20 protein-coding genes are annotated in these 22,042 nt (G+C 47.5%); 8 read left to right on the top strand and 12 right to left on the bottom strand.

Annotated elements, in window-relative coordinates; genetic code table 11:
- Positions 1 to 187 precede the first annotated feature (187 nt).
- The 4 genes from LRY47_RS01060 to LRY47_RS01045 all read left to right on the top strand — a co-directional run bounded on the left by LRY47_RS01060 (position 188) and on the right by LRY47_RS01045 (position 6,784).
- Positions 188 to 1,309, top strand: a complete 1,122-nt coding sequence (locus LRY47_RS01060) for an efflux RND transporter periplasmic adaptor subunit (protein ID WP_295221628.1) — start codon at positions 188 to 190, stop codon at positions 1,307 to 1,309.
- Positions 1,306 to 4,353, top strand: a complete 3,048-nt coding sequence (locus LRY47_RS01055; RefSeq protein ID WP_295221626.1) for an efflux RND transporter permease subunit — start codon at positions 1,306 to 1,308, stop codon at positions 4,351 to 4,353. The genes LRY47_RS01060 and LRY47_RS01055 overlap by 4 nt, the downstream gene beginning before the upstream one ends.
- Before the next feature lie 49 nt (positions 4,354 to 4,402).
- Entirely contained in the window at positions 4,403 to 5,686 is a 1,284-nt protein-coding gene (locus LRY47_RS01050; RefSeq protein ID WP_295221624.1) for a 4Fe-4S dicluster domain-containing protein, read from the top strand.
- Between the two features lie 84 nt (positions 5,687 to 5,770).
- Entirely contained in the window at positions 5,771 to 6,784 is a 1,014-nt protein-coding gene (locus tag LRY47_RS01045) for an aldo/keto reductase (protein WP_295221622.1), read from the top strand.
- A 280-nt stretch (positions 6,785 to 7,064) separates the two neighbouring features.
- Here LRY47_RS01045 and LRY47_RS01040 read toward each other — a convergent pair whose 3' ends face one another.
- The 5 genes from LRY47_RS01040 to LRY47_RS01020 form a co-directional block, all read right to left on the bottom strand.
- Positions 7,065 to 8,057: a CsgG/HfaB family protein gene (locus tag LRY47_RS01040; RefSeq protein ID WP_295221620.1), complete on the bottom strand. Its 993-nt coding sequence runs from the start codon at positions 8,055 to 8,057 to the stop codon at positions 7,065 to 7,067.
- 67 nt (positions 8,058 to 8,124) lie between these two features.
- On the bottom strand, positions 8,125 to 8,679 hold the full coding sequence (locus tag LRY47_RS01035; RefSeq protein WP_295221617.1) for a hypothetical protein: 555 nt from the start codon (positions 8,677 to 8,679) through the stop codon (positions 8,125 to 8,127).
- 7 nt (positions 8,680 to 8,686) lie between these two features.
- A complete protein-coding gene (locus tag LRY47_RS01030; protein ID WP_295221614.1) occupies positions 8,687 to 8,968 on the bottom strand; it encodes a hypothetical protein in 282 nt (93 codons plus the stop codon).
- A 2-nt stretch (positions 8,969 to 8,970) separates the two neighbouring features.
- The gene (locus LRY47_RS01025; protein WP_295221611.1) at positions 8,971 to 9,864 is read right to left on the bottom strand and encodes a permease; all 894 of its coding nucleotides are present in this window, start codon (positions 9,862 to 9,864) and stop codon (positions 8,971 to 8,973) included.
- A gap of 107 nt (positions 9,865 to 9,971) precedes the next feature.
- A complete protein-coding gene (locus LRY47_RS01020) occupies positions 9,972 to 11,177 on the bottom strand; it encodes an aldo/keto reductase (RefSeq protein WP_295221610.1) in 1,206 nt (401 codons plus the stop codon).
- A 149-nt stretch (positions 11,178 to 11,326) separates the two neighbouring features.
- Here LRY47_RS01020 and LRY47_RS01015 point away from each other — a divergent pair, with 149 nt between their 5' ends.
- The 4 genes from LRY47_RS01015 to LRY47_RS01000 are packed head-to-tail and all read left to right on the top strand — an operon-like array spanning position 11,327 to position 15,050.
- On the top strand, positions 11,327 to 12,202 hold the full coding sequence (locus LRY47_RS01015) for an AraC family transcriptional regulator (protein ID WP_295221607.1): 876 nt from the start codon (positions 11,327 to 11,329) through the stop codon (positions 12,200 to 12,202).
- A gap of 16 nt (positions 12,203 to 12,218) precedes the next feature.
- The gene (locus LRY47_RS01010) at positions 12,219 to 13,415 is read left to right on the top strand and encodes an MFS transporter (protein ID WP_295221605.1); all 1,197 of its coding nucleotides are present in this window, start codon (positions 12,219 to 12,221) and stop codon (positions 13,413 to 13,415) included.
- 25 nt (positions 13,416 to 13,440) lie between these two features.
- Positions 13,441 to 14,277, top strand: a complete 837-nt coding sequence (locus tag LRY47_RS01005) for a pirin family protein (protein WP_295221601.1) — start codon at positions 13,441 to 13,443, stop codon at positions 14,275 to 14,277.
- A gap of 50 nt (positions 14,278 to 14,327) precedes the next feature.
- Entirely contained in the window at positions 14,328 to 15,050 is a 723-nt protein-coding gene (locus LRY47_RS01000) for a PmeII family type II restriction endonuclease (RefSeq protein ID WP_295221598.1), read from the top strand.
- Here LRY47_RS01000 and dcm read toward each other — a convergent pair.
- The 7 genes from dcm to LRY47_RS00965 form a co-directional block, all read right to left on the bottom strand.
- Entirely contained in the window at positions 14,995 to 16,263 is a 1,269-nt protein-coding gene (dcm, locus tag LRY47_RS00995) for a DNA (cytosine-5-)-methyltransferase (protein ID WP_295221596.1), read from the bottom strand. The genes LRY47_RS01000 and dcm overlap by 56 nt on opposite strands.
- A gap of 175 nt (positions 16,264 to 16,438) precedes the next feature.
- On the bottom strand, positions 16,439 to 17,083 hold the full coding sequence (locus tag LRY47_RS00990) for a CBS and ACT domain-containing protein (RefSeq protein ID WP_295221595.1): 645 nt from the start codon (positions 17,081 to 17,083) through the stop codon (positions 16,439 to 16,441).
- Between the two features lie 15 nt (positions 17,084 to 17,098).
- Complete coding sequence (locus LRY47_RS00985) at positions 17,099 to 17,803, bottom strand: ABC transporter ATP-binding protein (RefSeq protein ID WP_295221594.1); 705 nt, start codon at positions 17,801 to 17,803, stop codon at positions 17,099 to 17,101.
- A gap of 1 nt (position 17,804) precedes the next feature.
- Positions 17,805 to 18,518, bottom strand: a complete 714-nt coding sequence (locus LRY47_RS00980) for an ABC transporter ATP-binding protein (protein ID WP_295221593.1) — start codon at positions 18,516 to 18,518, stop codon at positions 17,805 to 17,807.
- A complete protein-coding gene (locus tag LRY47_RS00975) occupies positions 18,515 to 19,456 on the bottom strand; it encodes a branched-chain amino acid ABC transporter permease (RefSeq protein WP_295221591.1) in 942 nt (313 codons plus the stop codon). The genes LRY47_RS00980 and LRY47_RS00975 overlap by 4 nt, the downstream gene beginning before the upstream one ends.
- Positions 19,453 to 20,376 (bottom strand): branched-chain amino acid ABC transporter permease, encoded by a 924-nt coding sequence (locus tag LRY47_RS00970; protein ID WP_295221590.1) that lies wholly within the window; start codon positions 20,374 to 20,376, stop codon positions 19,453 to 19,455. Before LRY47_RS00970 ends, LRY47_RS00975 begins: the two co-directional genes overlap by 4 nt.
- Positions 20,377 to 20,629: 253 nt before the next feature.
- Complete coding sequence (locus LRY47_RS00965; RefSeq protein WP_295221588.1) at positions 20,630 to 21,817, bottom strand: ABC transporter substrate-binding protein; 1,188 nt, start codon at positions 21,815 to 21,817, stop codon at positions 20,630 to 20,632.
- Positions 21,818 to 22,042: the final 225 nt, after the last annotated feature.

Here is a 22,042-nt window from a genome sequence, read left to right as displayed (position 1 = left end):
AATACATAGCAAAAGAATAAACAAAGAATACCGCGCACGATTTTAAGTCAACGGCACAGGATTTCCGAAATATCTTTTTCAGGACAAACAACTCTCTTTTTCTGCAAATTTTCTTCATAATATGAATTTTTATTCCATTCCTCCGTCTTTAATATTAAGCTATTGCCTGACGGGGGAGTAAATAAACATGGAAGAGAGAGTTAAACAAAAGTCGGACTGGAAAAATCCGGCTAAAACCAAAGCCATAATAGCGGCGGCAGCTGTAGCAATACTCTGTGCGGCTTTCTTTTTGTCCGGCGGAAAAGTTTTTTCACAGGGAAAACAGAAAGACGCGCAAAAGCCCAAAGAAAAAAAGGCATATGTTGAAACAGCGCCTGTTGCATTCCGCAGCACCGGACACGCAGTTTTTTCTGTTGGAAACATCATGTCAAACGAGTCGGTTGTCATAACATCCGAAACGGCTGGACGCATCACAGACATTCTTTTTTCTGAAGGTCAGAAAGTTAAAGCCGGACAGGTGCTTGTCCGCATCGACGATTCCACTCTGAAAGCGGAGCTTGACAGCGCGGAAACAGACCGCACGCTGAACGAAGCGAAATACAGACGCGCGGAAGACCTTGTGGAATCCGGCGCAGTATCCAGACAGGACAGGGACATTGCCTTTGCAGACTGGCAAAGAAGCGAGGCGCAGGTACGCCTTGTCAAAGCCGAGCTTGTGAAAACAACCATAAAAGCACCGTTCTCCGGCACAGTGGGTCTCAGGCAGGTGAGTGCAGGAAACTATATTCAGGCTGGAACCCAGATAGTCAACCTTGAAGACATCTCAGCCGTAAAAGTACAGTTCAGCGTTCCCCAGACGGACATTTCAAAAATAAGAATCTCGCAGACATTCACAGCGACAACGGACGCATATCCTGACAGGGTGTTTTCAGGCAGGATATACGCCATCGACCCGAAGATAGATCAGCAGAGCAGAAGCCTGACAGTACGCGGAATAATCAAAAACACAGGCGGAGAGCTTCACCCTGGCATGTTCGCGCAGATAAGCATTGAAACAGAGGAGCGTGAAAACGCCCTATTCATTCCCGAATCAGCAATAACCCAGAACGCATCCGGCAAATCGGTATTCATATACAACAACGGCATCGCCGTTCAGACCAAAGTGACAACAGGAAACAGGATAACAGGTTTCGTCGAGGTCACTGCGGGACTGAAAGCCGGCGACATTATAATTACAAAGGGACAGGACAGGATAAAGGACGGAGACAAGGTCACTCCCGCAGAGGATGAAAAAGGGTCTGTGAAATGAAACTGTCCGAAATAACTATCCGCAAGCCTGTTCTCGCAACAGTTTTAAGCCTTATCATACTCCTCATAGGTTTTGTGGCATACAGCGAACTGACAGTGAGAGAGTATCCGAACATAGACGAACCCACGGTCTCAATTCAGACGACGTATACCGGAGCAAGCCCCGACATCATCGAAAGCAGGGTTACTAAGGTAATTGAAGACCGTATCTCTGGTATCGACGGCATAAAGAGCATCACATCACAGAGCAGGCAGGAACAGAGCAACATCACGGTCGTGTTTAATATGAACATCGACCCGGGCGACGCTGCAGCGGATATCCGCGACAGAGTCGGGCGTGTGCGCGGCTCACTGCCGGACGATATTGACGAACCTGTCATAACAAAGGTGGAGGCGGATGCGTCCCCCATCATCTTTCTGACGGTCACCAGCACAAAACATTCACCAGCGCAGATATCGGACTACATGAGCAGATTCATCGTCAAACGTATCGAGCTTATAGACGGTGTCGCCGCGGCAAACATATACGGCGAAAGAAGATACGCCATGCGTGTCTGGCTCGATCCCGACAGAATGGCGGCGGCGGGAGTTACCGTTGCCGACGTTAAAAATGCCGTATCCGCACAGAACCTTGAAGTCCCCGGCGGAAGGGTTGAAAGTCAGACAAGAGAATTTTCCGTTCTCGCCGAAACAGGGCTGAACAAACCTGAAGAATTTGCAAACATCGTAATTGCCGATAGAAACGGATATCTCCTGCGTATCAAAGATATAGGTCATGTTGAAATGGGCATAGAAGACCAGAGGTCTTTTTACAGACTGGACGGTAAGAACGCCATCGGTATGGGCGTGGTCAAACAGAGTACGGCGAACCCGCTGAATATCTCGAAAGACCTTAAAGTCGTTGTGGAGGACATCAACAAAACTCTGCCCGACGGCATGAAACTGCTCATAACATACGATTCGTCGGTCTTCATTGACCACTCCATAAAGAACGTCTACAGCGCAATATCCGAAGCCGTTCTGCTGGTCATAATAATCATCTTCCTTTTCCTCAGAAACCTCCGCTCAACCATCATACCTCTGGTAACGATACCCGTGTCGCTTGTGGGTGCATTCGCTATCATGTGGGGGCTTGGCTTCTCCATAAACACTCTGACACTTCTGGCTTTCGTTCTCGCAGTGGGTCTTGTTGTGGATGACGCAATCGTCGTTCTTGAAAACATCCACAGACACATCGAGGGTGGTACAAAACCTTTCAAGGCAGCCATAGAAGGGATGAAAGAGATTTCGCTCCCTATCATCTCCATGACGCTGACCCTTGCCGCGGTTTACGTTCCGGTGGCTTTCACACAGGGCAGAACCGGCAAACTGTTCACCGAGTTCGCTATAACACTTGCAGGCGCGGTTATAGTATCGGGCTTCATAGCTCTGACGCTTACACCGATGATGTGCTCCAAGATGCTTAAGGAGAACCATTCAAAAAATCGTTTAAACCAAGCGGCTGATGCATTCTTTGACGCGATGGATTCCGCTTATGAAAAAGTTCTGCGTGTGTCCATCAAATCGTGGCTGCCAGGCATTATCGTTATGATCGCAGTGTTTTCAACCGGATTCTACCTGCTGAAATCTCTGCCCTCGGAGCTTGCACCCATTGAGGACAGAAGCGTTATCTTCGGCATATACTCAGGACCCGACGGGGCAACACCAGCCTATTCAATGGAATCTGCAAGAAAACTTGAAGAGATATACGCAACCATCCCCGAACGGACAGCCATTCAAACAAGGGTCGGAACACCTGTTGTCGCCGACGGCAGGACAGTCATAAGGCTTCGTACATGGGACGAGCGCACACGCTCACAGCAGGATATTGCGGCGGAGATAGCTCCGAAAATGGCTATGATACCCGATGTAAGAGCGTTTCCCATCAATCCGCCTTCACTGGGACTTTCGGCAACGAAACAGCCTGTCCAGTTTGTAATAAAGACAACATCCTCATACGCGGAACTTAACACCTTAACAGAGAAATTTATCCGCGAGGTCAGCCAAAGCCCCATGCTGTCTTCTGTTAAAAGCGACCTGAAACTCAACACACCGGAGCTTAAGGTCAGCGTTAACAGGGACAAGGCGGCGGCAATGGGCATCAGTGTCGAGGATGTAAACCGCGCCATAGAAACAATGTTCAGCGGAAGCACCGTGACACAGTTCAAAATGGACAGCGAGCAGTATGACGTTATCCTTAAAACAGAGGACTCAAGACGCACCGTTCCGCAGGATCTGGACAGACTGTATGTCCGTTCAGGTACGGGAGAGATGGTGCCGCTGTCAAACCTTGTGGACATCAGAGAGGGCATCACTGCACAGTCGCTCAACCACTTCGACAGGTCGAGGGCGGCGGTTGTCAGCGCGAGCCTTAATGCAGGGTATTCGCTCGGCGAGGCGCTGAACTATCTGAACGCGACCGCATCCAAAATGCTCCCCGAAAACTATACCGTTGACTACGACGGTGAATCCAGAGAATTCAGAGAATCAAGCGGCGGGCTTGTGTTCACGTTCATACTCGCCATACTTTTCATATACCTCATGCTTTCGGCACAGTTTGAAAGCTTTATCGACCCGTTCATAATCATGCTCACCGTTCCGCTTTCCATGACGGGCGCACTGCTCGCCCTGAAACTGACGGGCAACACACTGAACATTTACAGCCAGATAGGACTTATCACCCTGATAGGGCTTATCACAAAGCACGGCATACTTATAGTTGAATTCGCAAACCAGCTTCAGCTTACAGGACTGAGCAAGACGGAAGCAGTCGTAAAAGCCGCTACACTGCGTCTCCGCCCCATTCTTATGACAACGTCCGCTATGGTTCTGGGTTCCATACCACTTGCATTTGCAGAGGGTGCGGGAGCGGAGAGCCGTCACCAGCTCGGCTGGGTAATTGTCGGCGGGCTTCTTCTGGGGACAACGCTCACCCTTCTGATAGTGCCGCTCGCCTACAGGCTTATGGCAACAGTGAAAAAGCAGGTCGCAGACGAAGATATTTAGTATTTAAATCATTGTGCATATCGGTTATACTTTTTTCAGAGGAACTGATATGGCACATCATACAGCTAAACACGGCTACAGCAGTCTTGCCGAAAGACTGAACAGATTTCCACAGGGCGCTCCGGCATCGGAAACGCTCTTCAAGATACTCTCAATACTCATGACTGAAAAAGAGGCTGCGCTCATTGCGCAGCTTCCTATAAAACCCTTCAAAGCAGAGGAAGCGGCGAAAATATGGAAGGTCAGCGACCTTGAGGCTCGAAAACAGCTCGACGCACTCTGCGACAGGGTGCTTCTGATGGACATCATTGAAAACGGGCAGATGACCTATGTCCTGCCGCCCCCAATGGCGGGCTTTTTCGAGTTTTCCATGATGCGCACGCGGGGCGACATCAATCAGGAACTGCTCGGACAGCTTTATTATCAGTATATGAACGTTGAAGAGGACTTCATAAAAAACCTGTTCACCAACGGCGAAACCCAGCTGGGGCGCACGTTTGTCAACGAGGAAATGCTCTCCGAAGACAACAACCTCTACGTTCTGGACTATGAACGCGCGACGGAGGTAATAAAGACCGCCAGCCACATAGGTGTCAGCATGTGTTACTGCCGCCACAAGATGCAGCACATGGGAAAAGCCTGCGATGCGCCCATGGACATATGCATGACGTTCAACAACGTCGGCGGTTCGCTGATACGCCACGGATATGCCAGACAGATAGACGTTTCAGAATGTATGGATCTGCTGGCACAGGCATACGAACATAACCTCGTGCAGTTCGGCGAGAACAGCAAACGGGAAGTAAGCTTTATCTGCAACTGCTGCGGATGCTGCTGCGAAGCGCTCATAGCCGCCCGCAAATTCGCCATAATGAACCCTGTCCACACATCCAACTTCCTGCCTGAAATAGAAACGGAAAAATGCACCGGATGCGGCAAATGCGCCGAACTCTGTCCCGTGGAAGCTATGGCGATGGTCTCCGCAAACGATCCGCATAAACCTAAAAAGAAACTGGCTAAACTTAATGAAGACACCTGCCTCGGCTGCGGCGTCTGCCTGCGCGGGTGCAAAACGGACGCGCTCAAACTTAAATCACGCGAAAAACGGGTAATCACACCCGAAACAGGCGTTCACAAGGTGGTTATGATGGCTGTTGAGCGCGGCGGGCTGGAAAACCTGATATTCGACAACAGAGCACTCTTCTCACATCGCGCTATGGCGGCTGTTATCGGCGCTATACTGAAACTTCCGCCTGTGAAACGCTACATGGCAAGCGAACAGGTCAAATCCAGATATCTCTACAATCTGATAGAGAAAACGGAACACAGATAACACAACAGGCGGGGGATAAAAACCCCGCTTTTTTTATTTAAAAAATCCCCAAACGGCTTATCTTTATTATCTCAGGAGGAGATAATGAAAATCAATAACATAGAAAGAGCGAACATAGGCACGCTGGAAACAAAGGCAAGCAGAATATGCCTCGGAACATGGGCGATAGGCGGCTGGATGTGGGGCGGAAGCGACGAACAGGACGCTGTTCAGACCATACGCACGGCTGTTGACAGCGGCATAAATTTCATTGATACCGCGCCTGTGTACGGATTCGGACGCTCGGAAGAGATAGTAGGTAAAGCGCTCAAAGGTTATGCGGACAGAGAAAAAGTCGTTATCGCCACAAAAGCCGGACTTGACTGGACTGACGACGGAAAAGTATTCCGCAACAGTACAAAGGAACGTATTGAAAAAGAGATAGACGATTCTCTGAAAAGACTTCAGACAGAATATATCGACATCTACCAGATACACTGGCCCGACCCGCTCACCCCAATAGCGGAAACAGCAGAGATAATGAACAGGCTTCTGCACAAAGGCAAAATAAGGGCTATTGGCGTAAGCAACTATTCCAGCGACCAGATGGATTCTTTCAGACTGGAAGCGCCAATACACAGTGTTCAGCCACCTTATAACCTTTTTGAAAGACAGATCGAAAACGGCATACTTCCCTATGCACATAAGAACAATATAGCGGTTCTGTCATACGGTGCGATATGCCGTGGGCTTCTTTCAGGAAAGATAGGCGAAGGCACAACCTTCCCCGAAGGCGACATCCGCAATTACGACCCGAAATTCAAGGAGCCCAGAATAGCTGAATATGCTGCCGCAGTTGCCAAGCTGGACGCATACGCAAAAGAAAAATATGGCAAAAGCGTTCTGGCTCTGGCTGTGCGCTGGGTCATAGACAAAGGAACTTTTGCACTCTGGGGTGCGAGAAAACCTGAGCAGATAACTGCCGCAGCAGACGTTTTCGGCTGGAAACTCACGGAAGACGATTTCAGAGAGATTGACAAAATACTTGATGAAACTGTTAAAAATCCTGTGGGACCGGAGTTCATGGCGCCACCCGCAAAAGAAAATATAAAAAGATAATAAAGCGGGGCAAATGCTCCGCTCAGGTTGTTAACAAACTAAATTTACACAGACTCACATTAGACTGCTTCGGGTTAACACCCTCGCAGAGACGTTTTTTGTCTTCGCGAGGAGCACTAGCCGGAGGCTGAAAACATTTGCCTATTTTTGCAAATGTTTCTGTACCGAGCTTGCTGAAATGAGTCCACTTTAAACTATTTGTCGAATAAAGCGACGACGCGATCTCGCATTTTCCTGACTTTGTCATCAGTCAGAGCGGAGCAGAAGCTCCGCTTCTGTTTTAAAGCTGTTTTTTAAGCCTGTCTTTGTCTGCGATGCGCTGTCTGACCCTGTCCATGGCTTCGCCTATAACCTTGTCCGGTTCGTCGGTCTGCGCGTCGGCTTTCATATAAAGTTCAAGAGCCTCTTCATATTTCGCTTCGGTCTCGCGGCAAACCCCAATATTGAAGATGAAGGAAGGTGACTTAGGATATTTAGCCATGCCGTCTGTCCAGATAGCACAGGCTCTGTCCAGTCTGCCCGCCTCTGCAAACTTCTGCGCGGATTTCAGCATATCTTTGCCGTCGCCGTCCAGTCCGCTTTTACTCGTTAAAAGAGTAAGCTTTACGTCTGCACTGTAGGGCGCTATCTGTCTGCGGAATTCGTACATAGCGGAATTTTCCGCTGATTTTATGAGATCTGCATCGGACATCAGCGGCGAACCGCTGTCCTGACACCTATTGTCTTCGGCAGCACCTGTTATCTTTTCGGAATAGACCACCTGTGCAGTGGAAACGTCTATGAGTTTGGGAATAAATGTGACCAGCACCTTCTTCTTTGTACAGGTTACATTATAATCGTAATATGACGTGCATTTGCCTTTGCTGTTCGTTGCGCCGCATTTTGTGCGCCTTTCCGTATAGTTCGACCTGTCGGACGTAATGTCGGCTGTTCCGGTGAAGATACCCTGAACACCAACCAGCCTTCCGAGCTTGACCGCCGTGTTCTCGTCTGTCACTCCCGAAACCTGAAGTTTCTGTTCGGAAATCACCCTGTTGAGATTCTGTCTGTCCGCTACGTTAAAATACCTGACGCCTCTGACCTCTGTCGTAACAAGCACGTTCTCCGCAGAAGGCGTAAGCTGTTTCCCATAACTGCCGGAAAACGGCAGAACGGCAACGTTTCTATATGAAGATATTCCGTCGGCATCGGACGGCATAAGCACGGACGTGCTGACTTTGGGCGCGCACCCCAAAAGGGCGGCAACAGCGGCGCAGACAAGGATTTTTCTCATATATCGCAACCTCATGGCGTATTTATACATAATACCCCGCGAGTGTACAGGTAACAATACCAATGCTTCAGTAATTATAAGGTCCCGACTCGTTCCATTTATACATATAGCCGTCGTCAGGGCGTTCTATCTTTTCTATCTTATCAGGAACAAATATAAAATCGTTCCTCACGGTAACCGATATCGGCGAACCCGACATGGTTCTGGAAGATTTATCGCCAAGAACCGTCTCGCCCTCTTTATCTTTGCCTATCCTTTTCGCTTTTCCGTATACCTTAACCCATGCGCCGTTTTCGGTACCTTCCGGCAGATATTTGGCAGGGATACGGAATCCTGCGGCGATAGTGTCCGCCGCACAGCAAACCATGGCGACCCGAAGCACTCCGAAATAGCCCTCTTTTTCAAGCGCGCTGTCCAGATATACCCGTCCTCTGAAAACGTAGTCCATGCCGTGCATTTTTGACATTTTATCGTCGTTGAGTATCATATAAAGCTCTGCAAGGTTGAGTTTTATATACTTATCCTCAAACGCCTGCACCTCTTTTTTCTGTCTGTTGTAAAAGACGGAAAACGCAAGCACTATGACCATTATAACGGTTATGACAGTGGTGATGTATTTCATAGCATCCTCAGAATGGGGAAAACAGCATGTCGCCTGCACCGAGTTCCCGTGCGGGAACGCCAAGCATAAGCGCCAGCAGAAGCCCTATCACTAAAGTATAAAAAATCCTCGCACGATGGGGCGGATAAACCGTTCCATGCACTCCGTAGACAAGGAGCATCACGGCGGAAAGGAAGGTCAGCCACATGTATTTCGGATTCATATAAAGGCTGTATCTGCCGCTGAACATCAGAAACAGCAGAAAACATCCGTAAACAGCAATCAGTATGCCTTCGAGCCTTCTCAACATCATCACACCCCGAATCCTGCAATATCAATAAGCAGGCACGCAATATACACAACTGCCGCTGCTGTGAGCACCATTTTGCTCATAGTGCGGTTTGACATAACAGCCCTGTACATAAAAACCAGCTTAAGATCAAATATAGGACCGAAATTCACAAACCCCAGCATTGACGCGGGAGAAAAATGCACAAACGACGACGCGACGAAAGAATCCGCCTCTGAACATACGGAGAGCAGAACCGCAAACACCATCATAATGGCAATTGCTGCGGCACCGTGTCCGCTGATGGAGTTCATGACGCTTTCAGGCATCAGCACATGGAAAGCTCCCGCAAAAAAAGCGCCGATTGTCAGATAAACAAGCGTCTGGACAAAATCGTCCTTTGCATGGTTAATTATGTTTCCAAAACCGCCCTTTTCATCGTGGCATCCGCATGAACAACCGTGCGCGTGGGTTTCAGTTTTCACAGCATAAAAAGGATCCTTCATGCGGGAGAACAGAAAACCGATTGCAAAAGCCGCGAGGATACTTATCAGAATACGCATGAGCGTCATTTCTGCATTTCCTTTAAAGCCGGCATAGGTAGCCACCATCACCACAGGGTTTATGACTGGCGAAGCCACCATATATGCCGCAGACATCGGAGCCGGAACCCCTTTCGCATTCAGTCTGCGGACTATCGGCACTATGCCGCATTCGCACGACGGAATAAAAAGAGCGAGAAAAATACCGGAGATTATCTGGCGGAAAACGCCTTTCGGCACTGATTTCACAACGGTTTCTTCCGAAACGTAGACATGTATGAGAGAGGAGACAAGAGACCCCAGAAGTATGAACGGAAGAGCCTCCATCACGATAGCAGATGATTTCAGCACAAAAACCTGTAACAGATTATACACGGCAAGCCTTCAATAAAAAAATATCTGCCAGTCTGCACCCATAGGCGGCAGATGTCAATACCGGACAAAAAAAGGCGGAGGAAAACCTCCGCCTGTGTACATTGTTTTTAAAGTCCGCGGCGGGCAAAGGCTCTTACGCCTGCCACCCTGCCCTGAAAATCGCCCGCTTCCATCACCTTGACAACTTCTGCAAGCTCAGTAGGAATGTCTATACCCTGCGGGCATTTCTCTACACACTCACCGCATTCCACACACTGGGATGCAAAGCCCGTATTGGGATGCTCCGCAAACCCTTCGCCTGTCTGTATCGCATAGCGGAACATGGCACCGTTGGGGTCGTTGAATATGAACATGTTGTTGTAATGCTCGAAACATACCGGAATTTTTACACCCGCCGGACATGGCAGGCAGTATTCGCAGGCGGTGCAGTTCACTTTGATAAGTTTTTTGAACTCCGCCTCCGCCTTGTCCATTATCTCAAGCTCTTTCGCCGTAAGAGAAAAAGGTTCAGCCTCGGATGCTATTCTTATGTTCTCGTCGATGTGAGCTTCCTCGTTCATACCTGAAAGTATCACGCCGACTTCGGGATAGTTCCACACCCAGCGAAGCGCCCATTCAACGGGAGTGCGTTTTACATCGGCGCTGTCGAACACAGCTTTAACAGCCTCCGGCTGTTCCGCACTGCCGAGGCTTCCGCCGCGCAGCGGTTCCATAACAATGATTCCAATGTTCTTTGATGCGGCGTATTTAAGACCTGAAAGACCTGCCTGAAAATCCCTGTCAAGGTAGTTGAACTGTATCTGACAGAAATCGAAATCGTATGAATCCACGATTGGTTCAAACTCGTCCGGTGCGCTGTGGAAAGAAAAACCCACCCTACGCACGCGTCCGTCGGCTTTTATTTTGTCCATAAAGCCTGTAACGCCCATTTCCAGCATTTTTTTCCATGTGTCCCAGCCGAGGCTGTGCATCAGATAATAGTCGATGTGGTCAGTTTCAAGGCGTTCAAGCTGTGCTGTCAGATATCTTTCCATATCATCGGGTGTTTTCACAAGCCAGCATGGAAGTTTTGTAGCAAGGAACACTTTGTCTCTGTATCCGTCCTTAAGCGCTCTGCCCACAAAAGGTTCGCTGGCGCCAAAGTGATACGGCCATGCGGTATCCACATAGTTCACACCTTTGTCTATAGCACCGCGAAGCTGTGCCTGCGCACGCTCTTCGTCTATCTGTCCGTCCTTCATGGGAAGACGCATACACCCGAACCCGAGAATTGAGAGTTCGTCTCCCGTTTTAGGCATTTTTCTGTAAAGCATCCTGAAACCTCCGTAATAAAAAACCTCTGATGTCAGAATATACTTTATAATATCATCTTCAATACTCATTCCTGCCTTTTTCTTGCCTGTTTCTGCAAAAGACTGGAATAATGCATCAGATTGATCTATTGATATCTACGGAGGTAAAAATGCTGAACACAATGGCAGAACTTCTGAAACAATATATGCAAAAGCCAGGCGTAATTTTTTCTCCCGTTAACGGAGTGCGCCTCATAAGAAGTGACGTTTCCGTACGCAAAACACCGCTGGTTTATGAGCCGAACATCTTCATTCTGGCGCAGGGGAGCAAAAGGGTCTATATGGGTGAAGAAATTCTGCATTACGATCCAAACCACTTTCTTGTGATGTCAGTGCCGCTTCCTCTGGAGTGTGAAACCTTTGCATCGTGGGAGGAACCGCTTCTTGGCATATCCATCAAGGTCGACCCGACAACTGTAGGAGAACTGCTTCTGGATATGGATTCGGAAATCTCCTATCAGCAGAGCTTTGCGGGTGCTTTCTCGTCAGAGCTTACACAAGAGATGACCGACGCCACAATAAGACTTCTCAGATGCATATCAAACGAAAAGGACTGCCGTATCCTCGGACCCCAGATAGTGCGGGAGATTATTTACCGCATCTTATGCACAAAACAGGGTGCAGCTCTGCGCGCGCTTGCTGTGCGCCACAGCAACTTCAGCCAGATAGCAAAGGTTCTGCGCCGCATGCAGGAAGACTTTGACAGCGATTTCTCTATGGAAGCTCTGGCATGCGAAGCGAACATGAGCCTTTCGGCATTCCATCATAATTTTAAAGCGGTAACATCAACCTCGCCCCTGCAATATCTGAAAAGCATCCGTCTGCACAAGGCGCGCCTGATGATGATACAAGACGGGATGAACGCCAGCGACGCATCCGGCAGGGTGGGATATGCCAGCCCGTCGCAATTCAGCAGGGATTTTAAAAAACTCTTTGGCAGAACACCTGCCAGCGAATCCAGAGAGATACGAACCGGAACAAACTAATTTATTGGTGGTAAAAGTGATAAAAAAGACATTTTCCGCATCCATAGTGATGCTTCTCGCCGCATCATGCGGTCTCATAGTGGCTAACCTCTACTATGCTCAGCCCCTTGTGGCTCTTATATCAAAAGACCTTAACATGGCTCCAGCCGCCGCGGGATTGCTCGTTACCATGTCTCAGGCGGGTTACGGACTTGGACTTCTGTTCGTTGTACCCACCGGGGATATGTTTGAGAACAGACGGCTTATTATAGCAATAACCGCACTTGGGATAATCTCCCTTCTGAGCGCGGCATTCTCGCAGAACTCTGCACAATTTATAGCCGCTTCGTTTATTATAGGCATAGGCTCCGTAGCCGTGCAGATAATCATCCCCTATGCCGCAAGCATAGCTCCACAGGAGATTCAGGGGCGCGTCGTGGGATATGTCATGAGCGGGCTTCTGCTGGGCGTGATGCTCGCCAGACCGTTCGCCAGCATCGTCACAGAATTTTCCTCGTGGCATTACATCTTCATTATATCGGCGGCTGTTCTGACTCTGCTGATGGCTGTTCTGTTTAAGATGATGCCGGAACGCAGACCGCAGGCTTCAATGGGCTACGGCGCCCTGCTTGCTTCTATGGGTAAGATGTTCGTGACAATGCCCGTTCTCAGACGCAGAGCTTTGTATCAGGCATCGCTGTTCTGTGCTTTCAGCCTCTTCTGGACAGTTGCACCCATGTATTTCATGAGCGACGCTTACGGCATGACGCAGGGACACATAGCAATATTCGGTCTGGTCGGCGCGGCAGGAGTAATAGCGGCACCCATAGCGGGCAGAATAGCTGACAAGGGCGTTACGCAGTTTAAATCCGCCATGGCAATAATCACAGCGGGATTCGGTCTGCTCCTTCCGCATTTTGCAGGGGGACAGGGCATGGCAGAAGTTCTGCTCCTTGCGGCATGCGCCGTTGTGCTGGACTTCGGAGCTATCGCAAGTCAGGTAATGGGTCAGAGGGTCATATTTTCTCTGGGTGCGCAGTACAGAAGCCGCGTAAACGGCGTTTACATGGGCGCATTTTTTGCAGGCGGCGCGGCAGGTTCTGCATTGGGCGGATACGTCTATGCGTCATACGGATTTTATGCCGCAATGTGGACAGGTTTTGCAATGCCGGTTCTGGCGTTTCTATACCTGCTCACGGAACCCAAGGAGCTTTACGCAAAGAAAGACATTTGATACTATTTTATTATAGGAGGACGGCATGAAAGTCAGACAGGTAAAATCTATAGTGACCGGAAGACCCGCTGTGGACGGCGCAGGTGTGCATCTGGTACGCGTTTTAAGCAGATCAAACGTTGTTGATTTCGATCCGTTCCTGCTTCTGGATGCATTCGATTCGGTGAACCCCGACGACTATGTTAAAGGATTCCCGATGCACCCCCACAGAGGCATAGAAACTGTTACATACCTTATCGAGGGAAAAATAGAACATCAGGACAGCATTGGCAACAAAGGCGTTATAACATCCGGTTCCTGCCAGTGGATGACAGCGGGCAGCGGTATACTGCATCAGGAGATGCCGAAGCCTTCGCCCAGAATGTTGGGTCTTCAGCTCTGGGTAAACCTTGCAGCCGAAAAGAAAATGACTGAACCTGCCTATCGTGACATAACACCCGACCTTGTTACGAAAGTTGAAAGCGATAAGGCATCGGTCGCCATAGTAACTGGCGAATATGACGGACAGAAAGGCGGTATCAGAGGTGAACATATCCCCGTGACGTTTCTCGACGTAACCGTTAAGGCGGGACAGAAATGGGAAATGGCAACCAACTCTGACGACAATCTTTTTGTCTATACAATCTCAGGCGAATGTTCCTTCGGCGAAAGCAAAGAAGAGAAGGCAAAACAGGCGATTCTCTTTACGGAAGGAGACACCTTCACTGCACATTCGGAAAAAGGCGGACGCTTCATTCTTATAGCCGGAAAACCGCTGAAAGAACCTGTTGCGTGGGGCGGACCTATTGTCATGAACACGCAGGACGAATTGAGGCTCGCGTTTGACGAGATCGAAAGAGGCACTTTTATAAAGCATAAATAAATTTACACTTATGCTTTTTTCTTGTTAATATGAAAACAGAAAGGTGAAGTATGGACAATAATACGGTCGTGGGTCTTTTAGATAAAGCAAAGAGCTTCTTTAGGAAATACATAGCTGAAAATCATTTATCAAATCTTAAAAAGGCTGCCAATTTACCTGAATTAAATATAAATCCTTTTACATACAGATATCTTGCAAATTTTCTAACTGGAAATGAATCACCAGAAAGTATTGCCAAAGCTCTTTTGTACCCCAGAATACTGGGAACATCTTTTACGACATCTTTCGGCACTAATATTCAGAATAAATTCTGTGCCGAGGTACTTGATGGTTATGGAAGCGCAATAGATGGTATAGACATAGAATTTGTCGACCAAATCGACAAACGCAAAAAGTATTGTCAATTAAAAGCCGGACCGGATACCATTAATAAAGGAGATGTGGAACCGATTAAACAACACTTTAAAAGTTTGCAAAACAGGGCTAGAACTAATAATTTGCAAATACTACCAGGAGACATGGTCGTTGGTATAACATATGGAAAGATGAAACAACTTAATGCCCATTATAAAAAAGTTTCCATAGACTATAATATCCATATAGGACAGGATTTCTGGTATCGCCTGACAGGGTTTCAAAACTTCTATTATGACCTCATAACGGCATTCGGCGAAATTGCGTGTGAAACAAACGGAACAATAGCACTTGAAGAAGCTGTCAATAAACTTGCGTCAGAGATTGCACAGAATCTAAATGATTCATATTGGAAATAGCTGAGTATCTGTTTAAAAAATCAATAATAGAATACCCAAGTTCTTTTGCCATATTAACAGGTACAGCATTGCCTATTTGCTTATATTGTTGAGCCAATGAACCAGCAAACGTCCAATCATCAGGAAATGTCTGTATCCTGGCATACTCTCTCACTGTGAAAGGGCGAGTTTCTGATGGGTGGCAACGTTCTGTTTGTTTTTGACATGGGCTACATGTGAGAGTTAAACAAGGTTCGTCCCATGACATTCGACGAGCCATTCCTGTTTTACCGCCTCCAAGATAATAACTTTTCATCATATATTCTTTTTGAAGTTCAATAGGTAAATCTCTCCAATATCCGCCTTCCGGCACATGTTCCATTATGTTAAGTTTCTTTAAAGGATATTTCATTCCATCTGATTTTGGGACTTCCGTATCGTATAATCTGCCAGCTAATAAAGCATCTTTAAGAGTATACAATTCAGAATGAGGGTTAGGAAAATAAAACGGAACATTTATATCTTTTCTAACACCAACAATGATTAAACGCTCTCGTTTTTGTGGTACTTTGTAAAAAATAGCTTTAAGGATTTTTGGCTCTATTACTTTGTATCCTATCTCTTCAAATACAGATAAAATACCATTTAATGTTTTACCATCATCATGAGTAAGAAGTCCACGAACATTTTCAGCCATAAATATTGGAGGTTGAATTTCATTAACTGCCCTGGCAAATTCATAAAAAAGCGTCCCCCTGGTGTCATTTAAGCCGAGTTTTTTCCCTGCATAGCTAAAAGCCTGGCAAGGAAATCCACCAGTAACAACATCTATTTTGGATTTAAAATGCATAAAATCTAAATTTGCAATATCATCTTCAATAACATTCCAGTTTGGTCTGTTTTTTTTCAATGTCTCACATGCCCAATGATCTATCTCGTTAAGCATGGCACATTCAAGTCCTGCTTTTTCCAGACCTAAAGCCAGCCCCCCTGCTCCGGCAAAAAGTTCTATGGATGTATATTTTCTGAGAGGTTCGCGTTCATTATTTGCCGCTTCATTAAACATAAAACCCAATTGTTCAAATTTTTTTAGTTCACTTTTATGAAAAACTCTGTAATTATTAATTGGATGTCGAACGGCAACAAGTTTTCTTGAATTATCCCAGCGTCTTAATGTTTCTTTTGAAACACCGAGTAAATCAGCAACTTCTGTAAGGGTATAATATTCTTTCATATAACCACCATACACAAGGTTATACATGGTTATAGATTAAAGTCAATAAGAAAGCCCCGCAAATTGAACTGTCTCCCATTTTTCGGACAGTAAAAAAGCGGGGCTTTTAAGTTGCACTACATTAATTTGGCGGCAGGATACGAGCATTCCTAGGAGAAATCTAACAAAGCCAATATCATCCGCGAAATAATATCTCCGCGTCGGGATACTTCTCCATCACTTCCTTGCACATAGCCTCTCCGTCCCCTTTTCCTCTGGAACGTATAACTACCTTTCTCATACCGTCGGTGGCGACGTGTCCGCTGAGTATGCTCTCGATACCGAACCCGTGCGCCCTGACTATATTTGCCGCCTCTTTGATACTTCCGGAGCGGTCTTCAAGAACGAACGTTATCCTGTATCCCCTCTTGTTTCCACCTGTTATGTCCACCATAGCCTTAAAGATGTCTTTGTCGGATATGATGCCCACAAGCACCCCGTCCTGAACAACGGGCAGACACCCGATGCCTTTGTCAAGCATCTCCATAGCCGCCTCCTCAATGGGAAGCTGAGGAGGACAGACAATAACCTCGTGTTTCAGAAGTTCGGATATCTTCGTGTTCTCAAGCAGATAATTCAGCTCAAAAACGTCAAGGCTGGTACCTTTGGACGGGAGATACTCTTTCAGCATCCTGTCGGAAACAAGACCTATCACTTTGCCGTGATCCATTACAGGGACATGTTTTATGTCCATGGCATGCATAAGTCTCACTGCCGCCACGACACCATCTTTTATATCAACTGTGTGAACCGTGTGAGTCATCCAGTCTTTAACATACATATTCCACCTCCGCTCCTATACGCCGAGATATGCGGCTTTGACGTGTTCGTCGTTGGCAAGATCCGCCGCTTTTCCGCTCATAACGATTTTTCCGTTCTCAAGAACATACGCCCTGTCCGCGATCGCGAGGGTCTGCTTTACGTTCTGCTCAACGATAAGCACCGTCATACCCTCCGAGCGCACCTGCTCAATAACGCGGAACACCTCTTTAACCAGTATTGGCGCAAGCCCCAGAGAGGGTTCGTCCAGCATCATGAGTTTCGGCAAAGACATAAGCCCCCTGCCGATGGCAAGCATCTGCTGTTCGCCGCCGGAAAGTGTTCCGGCAAGCTGTCTGCGTCTTTCCAGAAGGCGCGGAAACAGCTCGAATATCCTGTCCTTATTCACCTTTCTGTCTTTCTTTGCCTGACCCCGCAGAGAACCTATGTCGAGATTCTCCTCAACTGTCATTTCAGGAAAAAGCCTGCGGGCTTCCGGCACGTGCACAAGGCCAAGCTCAATAAGGCTGTAGTTGTGCAGTTTGTTGATCACATGCCCGTCAAAGACTATATCGCCATTAGCCGGTGGAACAAGACCGGATATCGTCCGCAGTATAGTGGATTTCCCCGCTCCGTTCGCACCGATGAGCGCAACGACCTCGCCTGTGTTCACACCGAACGACACATCGAATATAACCTGAAGGTCGCTGTAAAATACGTCAATGTTCTTAACTTCAAGCATCTTACGCCTCCCCCAGATACGCTTCGATAACCTGCTGGTTGTGCCTTATTTCGTCGGGCGTTCCCTCGGCTATCTTCTGTCCGTATGTCAGCACCACAATCCTGTCGGATATGGACATAATGACCTTCATGTGGTGTTCGATGATCATTACCGTGATGCCGCTCTTTTTTATGTTCCTTATAATCTCAATGGACTTGTCAAGCTCCGCAGGGTTAAGTCCCGCGAAAGATTCATCCAGAAGCAGGAGTTTCGGTCTGGTGGCGAGCGCCCGCGCTATCTCAAGACGTTTGCGTTTACCCAGCGGCAGACCTTTGGAAAGGATGTCTCTGTCCTCGTAAAGATCTGTGAACTTTAAAACTTCCGTAGCTATTTCCTCCGCTTCCGCCTTGCTCTTTGCACGCAGAAATGCGGACGCAAGAACATTGTCGAAAACACTCAGCCTGCGAAGCGGACGCACTATCTGGAAAGTACGCGCCATGCCCGCCTTGCATATCTCATGGGGCTTTTTGCCGCCTATGGATTTGCCGTTAAGAATTATTTCGCCTTTAGAAGGCTTATAAAAACCGTTTATAACGTTGAACAGGGTGGTCTTGCCCGCTCCGTTGGGTCCGATGATTCCCAGTATCTCGTTCTCGTTCACGTCAAAGCTGACACCCGAAACCGCCGCCAGACCGCCGAAAAACTTTGACACTTCCTTAACCTGTAAAATGCTCATGCTCTCACCCTCCCAAGACCAAAGAACCGTTTGATCTTACGGAAATCGCCAACGATACCATTGGGCAGGAAGATGATTATGAAGATCAGCAGAAGTCCGAATATAGCCTGATGCAAAGCGCCCAGACTGCCTATCGAACGTACCGCCTCCTGCAGCATTACCATTATCACGGCACCTACGAATGGTCCCCACTGGGTCGCCACGCCGCCCACCATAACAATCATGATAGTGATAATAGATACGTCATGAAGAGCGAAGACTATGTGGGGGTCTATGTAACCCATATAGTTCATATAAAAAGCACCAGCCACACCCGTTATCATACCGCTGACAACCAGCGCTATCGTCTTGTAAAGCGTGGTATTTATCCCCATTGACTCCGCCGCGTCCTGATCTTCGCGTATCGCCACGAAGAAGTAACCAAGCTTTGAAGCCACCAGATATTTCATCAGTATGAAAGTTGTAACTGCGATGGCAAGGATGATGTAATAATACGGTTCCTTGCTTACCCAAAGCCTCTTCTGAAGCATGATTCCGAGAGTTCCGCTGGTGAGCCATTCCATATTCTCAGCACTTACTCTGAACACCTCACCTGATGCCAGCGTTGCAAGGGCAAAGAAAGGACCGCGAAGCCTCAGCACTATCAGACCTATGATAAAGGCAAACACGCCCACAACAAATACGCTCAGCGGCAGACCGAACCAAGGCGAAACGCCTGCTTTGCTATACAGTATGCCCGCCGTATAAGCTCCGATACCGAAAAATGCCGCATGACCGAACGAAACCTGTCCGCAATAACCGGAAAGCAGGTTCCAGGCCATGCCTATTGTCGCCCACATGAGAAGCAGTATGAAAATATGCATCACATAGGTGCTGAATCCCAGCATCGGCAGAACCAGAAGCAATGCCAGAGTTATGAAAGGATAATATTTTTTCATTTCCCTAACCTCCGGCTTCTAAGGAGTGATGCTATGCCGCCCGGAAGAAAGACAAGCGCAGCGATGAATATCGCAAACCTGCCCACAGGCGCCCAGCCCATGCCTATGTATGTGGATGTAAGTGACTCGAAAACGCCCAGTATCAGACCGCCGATGATGGCGCCGATGTTTGAGCCGAGACCTCCGAGAATTGTTATTACGAAAGCAATAAGCGTAAACTGTCCTCCCAATGCGGGGTACAGATAGTAAAGCGGGATGAACAGACAGCCCGCCGCCGCAACGATTGCGGAACCGAGACCGAAGCTGAAAGCCCTCACTCTGTTAACGTTTATCCCCATCAGAATCGCCGCGTCGCTGTCCTGTGATGTGGCTCGAATCTGCTTGCCAATGTCCGTGCGGCTGAGGAAAAACCACAGCGCAAGGGTGATAAGTATTGAGAAAATAAACGAAACCGCCCACAGAAGCGAAATCGAAAGTTCTATTGGGCTGCTCTGCCAGAAATCAGACAGATACCATGTCACCGATGCATACTCCACCGGAGTTGAACGGTAATCGGACTTGAAAAATACGGTAGCAAGGCTCGCCAGAACCATGCCTATGCCCACTGTCAGAATTACCTGATTCTCCGGCAGAATGGATTCCACCTTTATGACGGGAGTTATCAGATATTTCTGTATCAGTACGCCCAGAATGAACAGAGCCGGCGACGCTATGAACACAGCAACATACGGGTCTACACCGAGAAGCGTGAAAAGCCAGTATGCGATGTACATCGCCACCATCATCAGCTCGCCGTGGGCAAGGTTTATTATCTTCATAACGCCCATGATGAGCGTCATTCCGAGACCTATAAGAGCATACAGTCCGCCAAGGAGAAGCCCCGAAACCATTGTTTGTAGAAAGACCTCAAGTTGAACCACCAGAAGCTCCTTTATTATATTTTTAACAAAATGACCTCGTGTCATTTTGTTACTAACGCAAAGCTCAGTCAAACTTCGCTTTGCTCACACTGCGCATGTTTTCATCCATAAATCGGCTGAAAACATTCTCCGTGAGACACTTCCTGTGTCTTATTTTATTTTTAACAAAATGACGTCGTGTCATTTATTATCAAAGTAAATTGCATAAACAAAAAGCTCCCTCCGCAAGACGAAGGGAGCCTCAGTATAATGATTACTTCCTCTGTCTCCACTTAGGCATGGGATAGAGATATTTTGCGCTTGCCATATTCTTCGGCCAGATAGTTTCGTGCTGACCCTTGATGACCTGAAGCGCCAAAGTGGGGATGAAGTTCTGGTTCTGATATCCGTTCTTGTCAACGAACTGAACGTTACCGAACGCAGTCTGCATTTTTGTTGCTTTCAGAGCGTCGCGGATATCGTTGGGCGTCCACGTTTTCGCACGCTCAAGAGCGTCTTTCGCAACGAAAAGCGCTCCGTATGCAGCCGCACCGTGGTATGAAGGATAGTCGCCATACATTTTTTTATACTTTTCGGCGTACTCTTTTGAACCTTTGTATTTGACCTGCGGGCTCCAAAGAGTTGAGGTAACTACATATTCGGAAGCATCTTTTGCATTGTCCACAAATTCAGGGATAGCAAACCCTGCCGCGCCGCCTGCAAAGAGGTTAGCGTCAAGTCTGAGTTCTTTTATCTGCCTCATAAGAAGCGCCGCATCCATAACATATGAAACCATATAAACCACGTCGGGTCTGAGAGATTTCACTTTTGTCAGAATGGGTTTGAAGTCAACTGCTCCCTTTTCATATTTCTCTTTCAGAAGCACTTTGATGCCAAGCGCTTCTGCGTGTTTTGCCATTTCGTCCGCACCGGATGTACCGAAATCGGAGCTCTCATGGAGGATGGCGATAGTTTTGGGTTTAACAGCCTCTTTCATAAATCCCAGAAGACCGTCGGCATAGTTTGCGTTGGGGGAGTTTAGTCTGAAAACGTATTTGTAATTCTGCTGAGTTATATCATCAGCACCGGACACAACCACCATATATGGTGTTTTGCGTTCTTCGCTGACTGCAGCGACCGCTTTTGCACATGCGGATGTATATTCACCGATAATTATTGGCTGCTTCTGAACGTCGATGAGCTTTTCGACGATACCTCTGGCAACCTCAGGCTTTGCACCCGAATCCTCAAATTTCAGAACCAGGGTTTTACCTTTGATACCGCCTTTCGCGTTTATTTCGGCGGCGGCCATTTCATAAGACCTTTTCTGGATGTCACCGAACTTCGCCTGCGTACCCGTGAGGGGCAGCGGGATAGTAAGGTTGAGATCCTCGGCGTATGCGAACATAGCACCGAAAGCGAATAACATGGTAAACAGAGCAGATGTAATCGCTTTTCTCATATAATTAACCTCCATATAATCGTCCCCGATTATTATGATTAATTATATAACATTATTATGGATATTCCAGCAAAATTATTGTTTTAACATGCCTATGTTTTACTTTATAAAAGCCTCTCAACGCTTTTTAAACTCTCCATTAATCTTTTATATATTATAATTACATAATACCGTTTGAATATATACTATAGTGAATATTGATTTTATCTATCATGGATAACAAAA

This window comes from Seleniivibrio sp., assembly GCF_021209385.1.
Classification (GTDB): Bacteria; Chrysiogenota; Deferribacteres; order Deferribacterales; family Geovibrionaceae; genus Seleniivibrio.
This window is presented reverse-complemented; position numbering and strand designations above follow the sequence as displayed.

Excerpts from the sequence above, each read along its gene's own strand:
- dcm (WP_295221596.1), bottom strand. The coding sequence starts at position 16,263 with ATGAAAGAATATTATACCCTTACAGAAGTTGCTGATTTACTCGGTGTT.
- LRY47_RS01030 (WP_295221614.1), bottom strand. The coding sequence starts at position 8,968 with ATGTTGAGAAGGCTCGAAGGCATACTGATTGCTGTTTACGGATGTTTT.
- LRY47_RS00965 (WP_295221588.1), bottom strand. The coding sequence starts at position 21,817 with ATGAGAAAAGCGATTACATCTGCTCTGTTTACCATGTTATTCGCTTTC.
- LRY47_RS00980 (WP_295221593.1), bottom strand. The coding sequence starts at position 18,518 with ATGAGCATTTTACAGGTTAAGGAAGTGTCAAAGTTTTTCGGCGGTCTG.
- LRY47_RS00975 (WP_295221591.1), bottom strand. The coding sequence starts at position 19,456 with ATGAAAAAATATTATCCTTTCATAACTCTGGCATTGCTTCTGGTTCTG.
- LRY47_RS01055 (WP_295221626.1), top strand. The coding sequence starts at position 1,306 with ATGAAACTGTCCGAAATAACTATCCGCAAGCCTGTTCTCGCAACAGTT.
- LRY47_RS01060 (WP_295221628.1), top strand. The coding sequence starts at position 188 with ATGGAAGAGAGAGTTAAACAAAAGTCGGACTGGAAAAATCCGGCTAAA.
- LRY47_RS01050 (WP_295221624.1), top strand. The coding sequence starts at position 4,403 with ATGGCACATCATACAGCTAAACACGGCTACAGCAGTCTTGCCGAAAGA.
- LRY47_RS01045 (WP_295221622.1), top strand. The coding sequence starts at position 5,771 with ATGAAAATCAATAACATAGAAAGAGCGAACATAGGCACGCTGGAAACA.
- LRY47_RS01040 (WP_295221620.1), bottom strand. The coding sequence starts at position 8,057 with ATGAGAAAAATCCTTGTCTGCGCCGCTGTTGCCGCCCTTTTGGGGTGC.
- LRY47_RS01035 (WP_295221617.1), bottom strand. The coding sequence starts at position 8,679 with ATGAAATACATCACCACTGTCATAACCGTTATAATGGTCATAGTGCTT.
- LRY47_RS01000 (WP_295221598.1), top strand. The coding sequence starts at position 14,328 with ATGGACAATAATACGGTCGTGGGTCTTTTAGATAAAGCAAAGAGCTTC.
- LRY47_RS01005 (WP_295221601.1), top strand. The coding sequence starts at position 13,441 with ATGAAAGTCAGACAGGTAAAATCTATAGTGACCGGAAGACCCGCTGTG.
- LRY47_RS00985 (WP_295221594.1), bottom strand. The coding sequence starts at position 17,803 with ATGCTTGAAGTTAAGAACATTGACGTATTTTACAGCGACCTTCAGGTT.
- LRY47_RS01020 (WP_295221610.1), bottom strand. The coding sequence starts at position 11,177 with ATGCTTTACAGAAAAATGCCTAAAACGGGAGACGAACTCTCAATTCTC.
- LRY47_RS00990 (WP_295221595.1), bottom strand. The coding sequence starts at position 17,083 with ATGTATGTTAAAGACTGGATGACTCACACGGTTCACACAGTTGATATA.
- LRY47_RS01015 (WP_295221607.1), top strand. The coding sequence starts at position 11,327 with ATGCTGAACACAATGGCAGAACTTCTGAAACAATATATGCAAAAGCCA.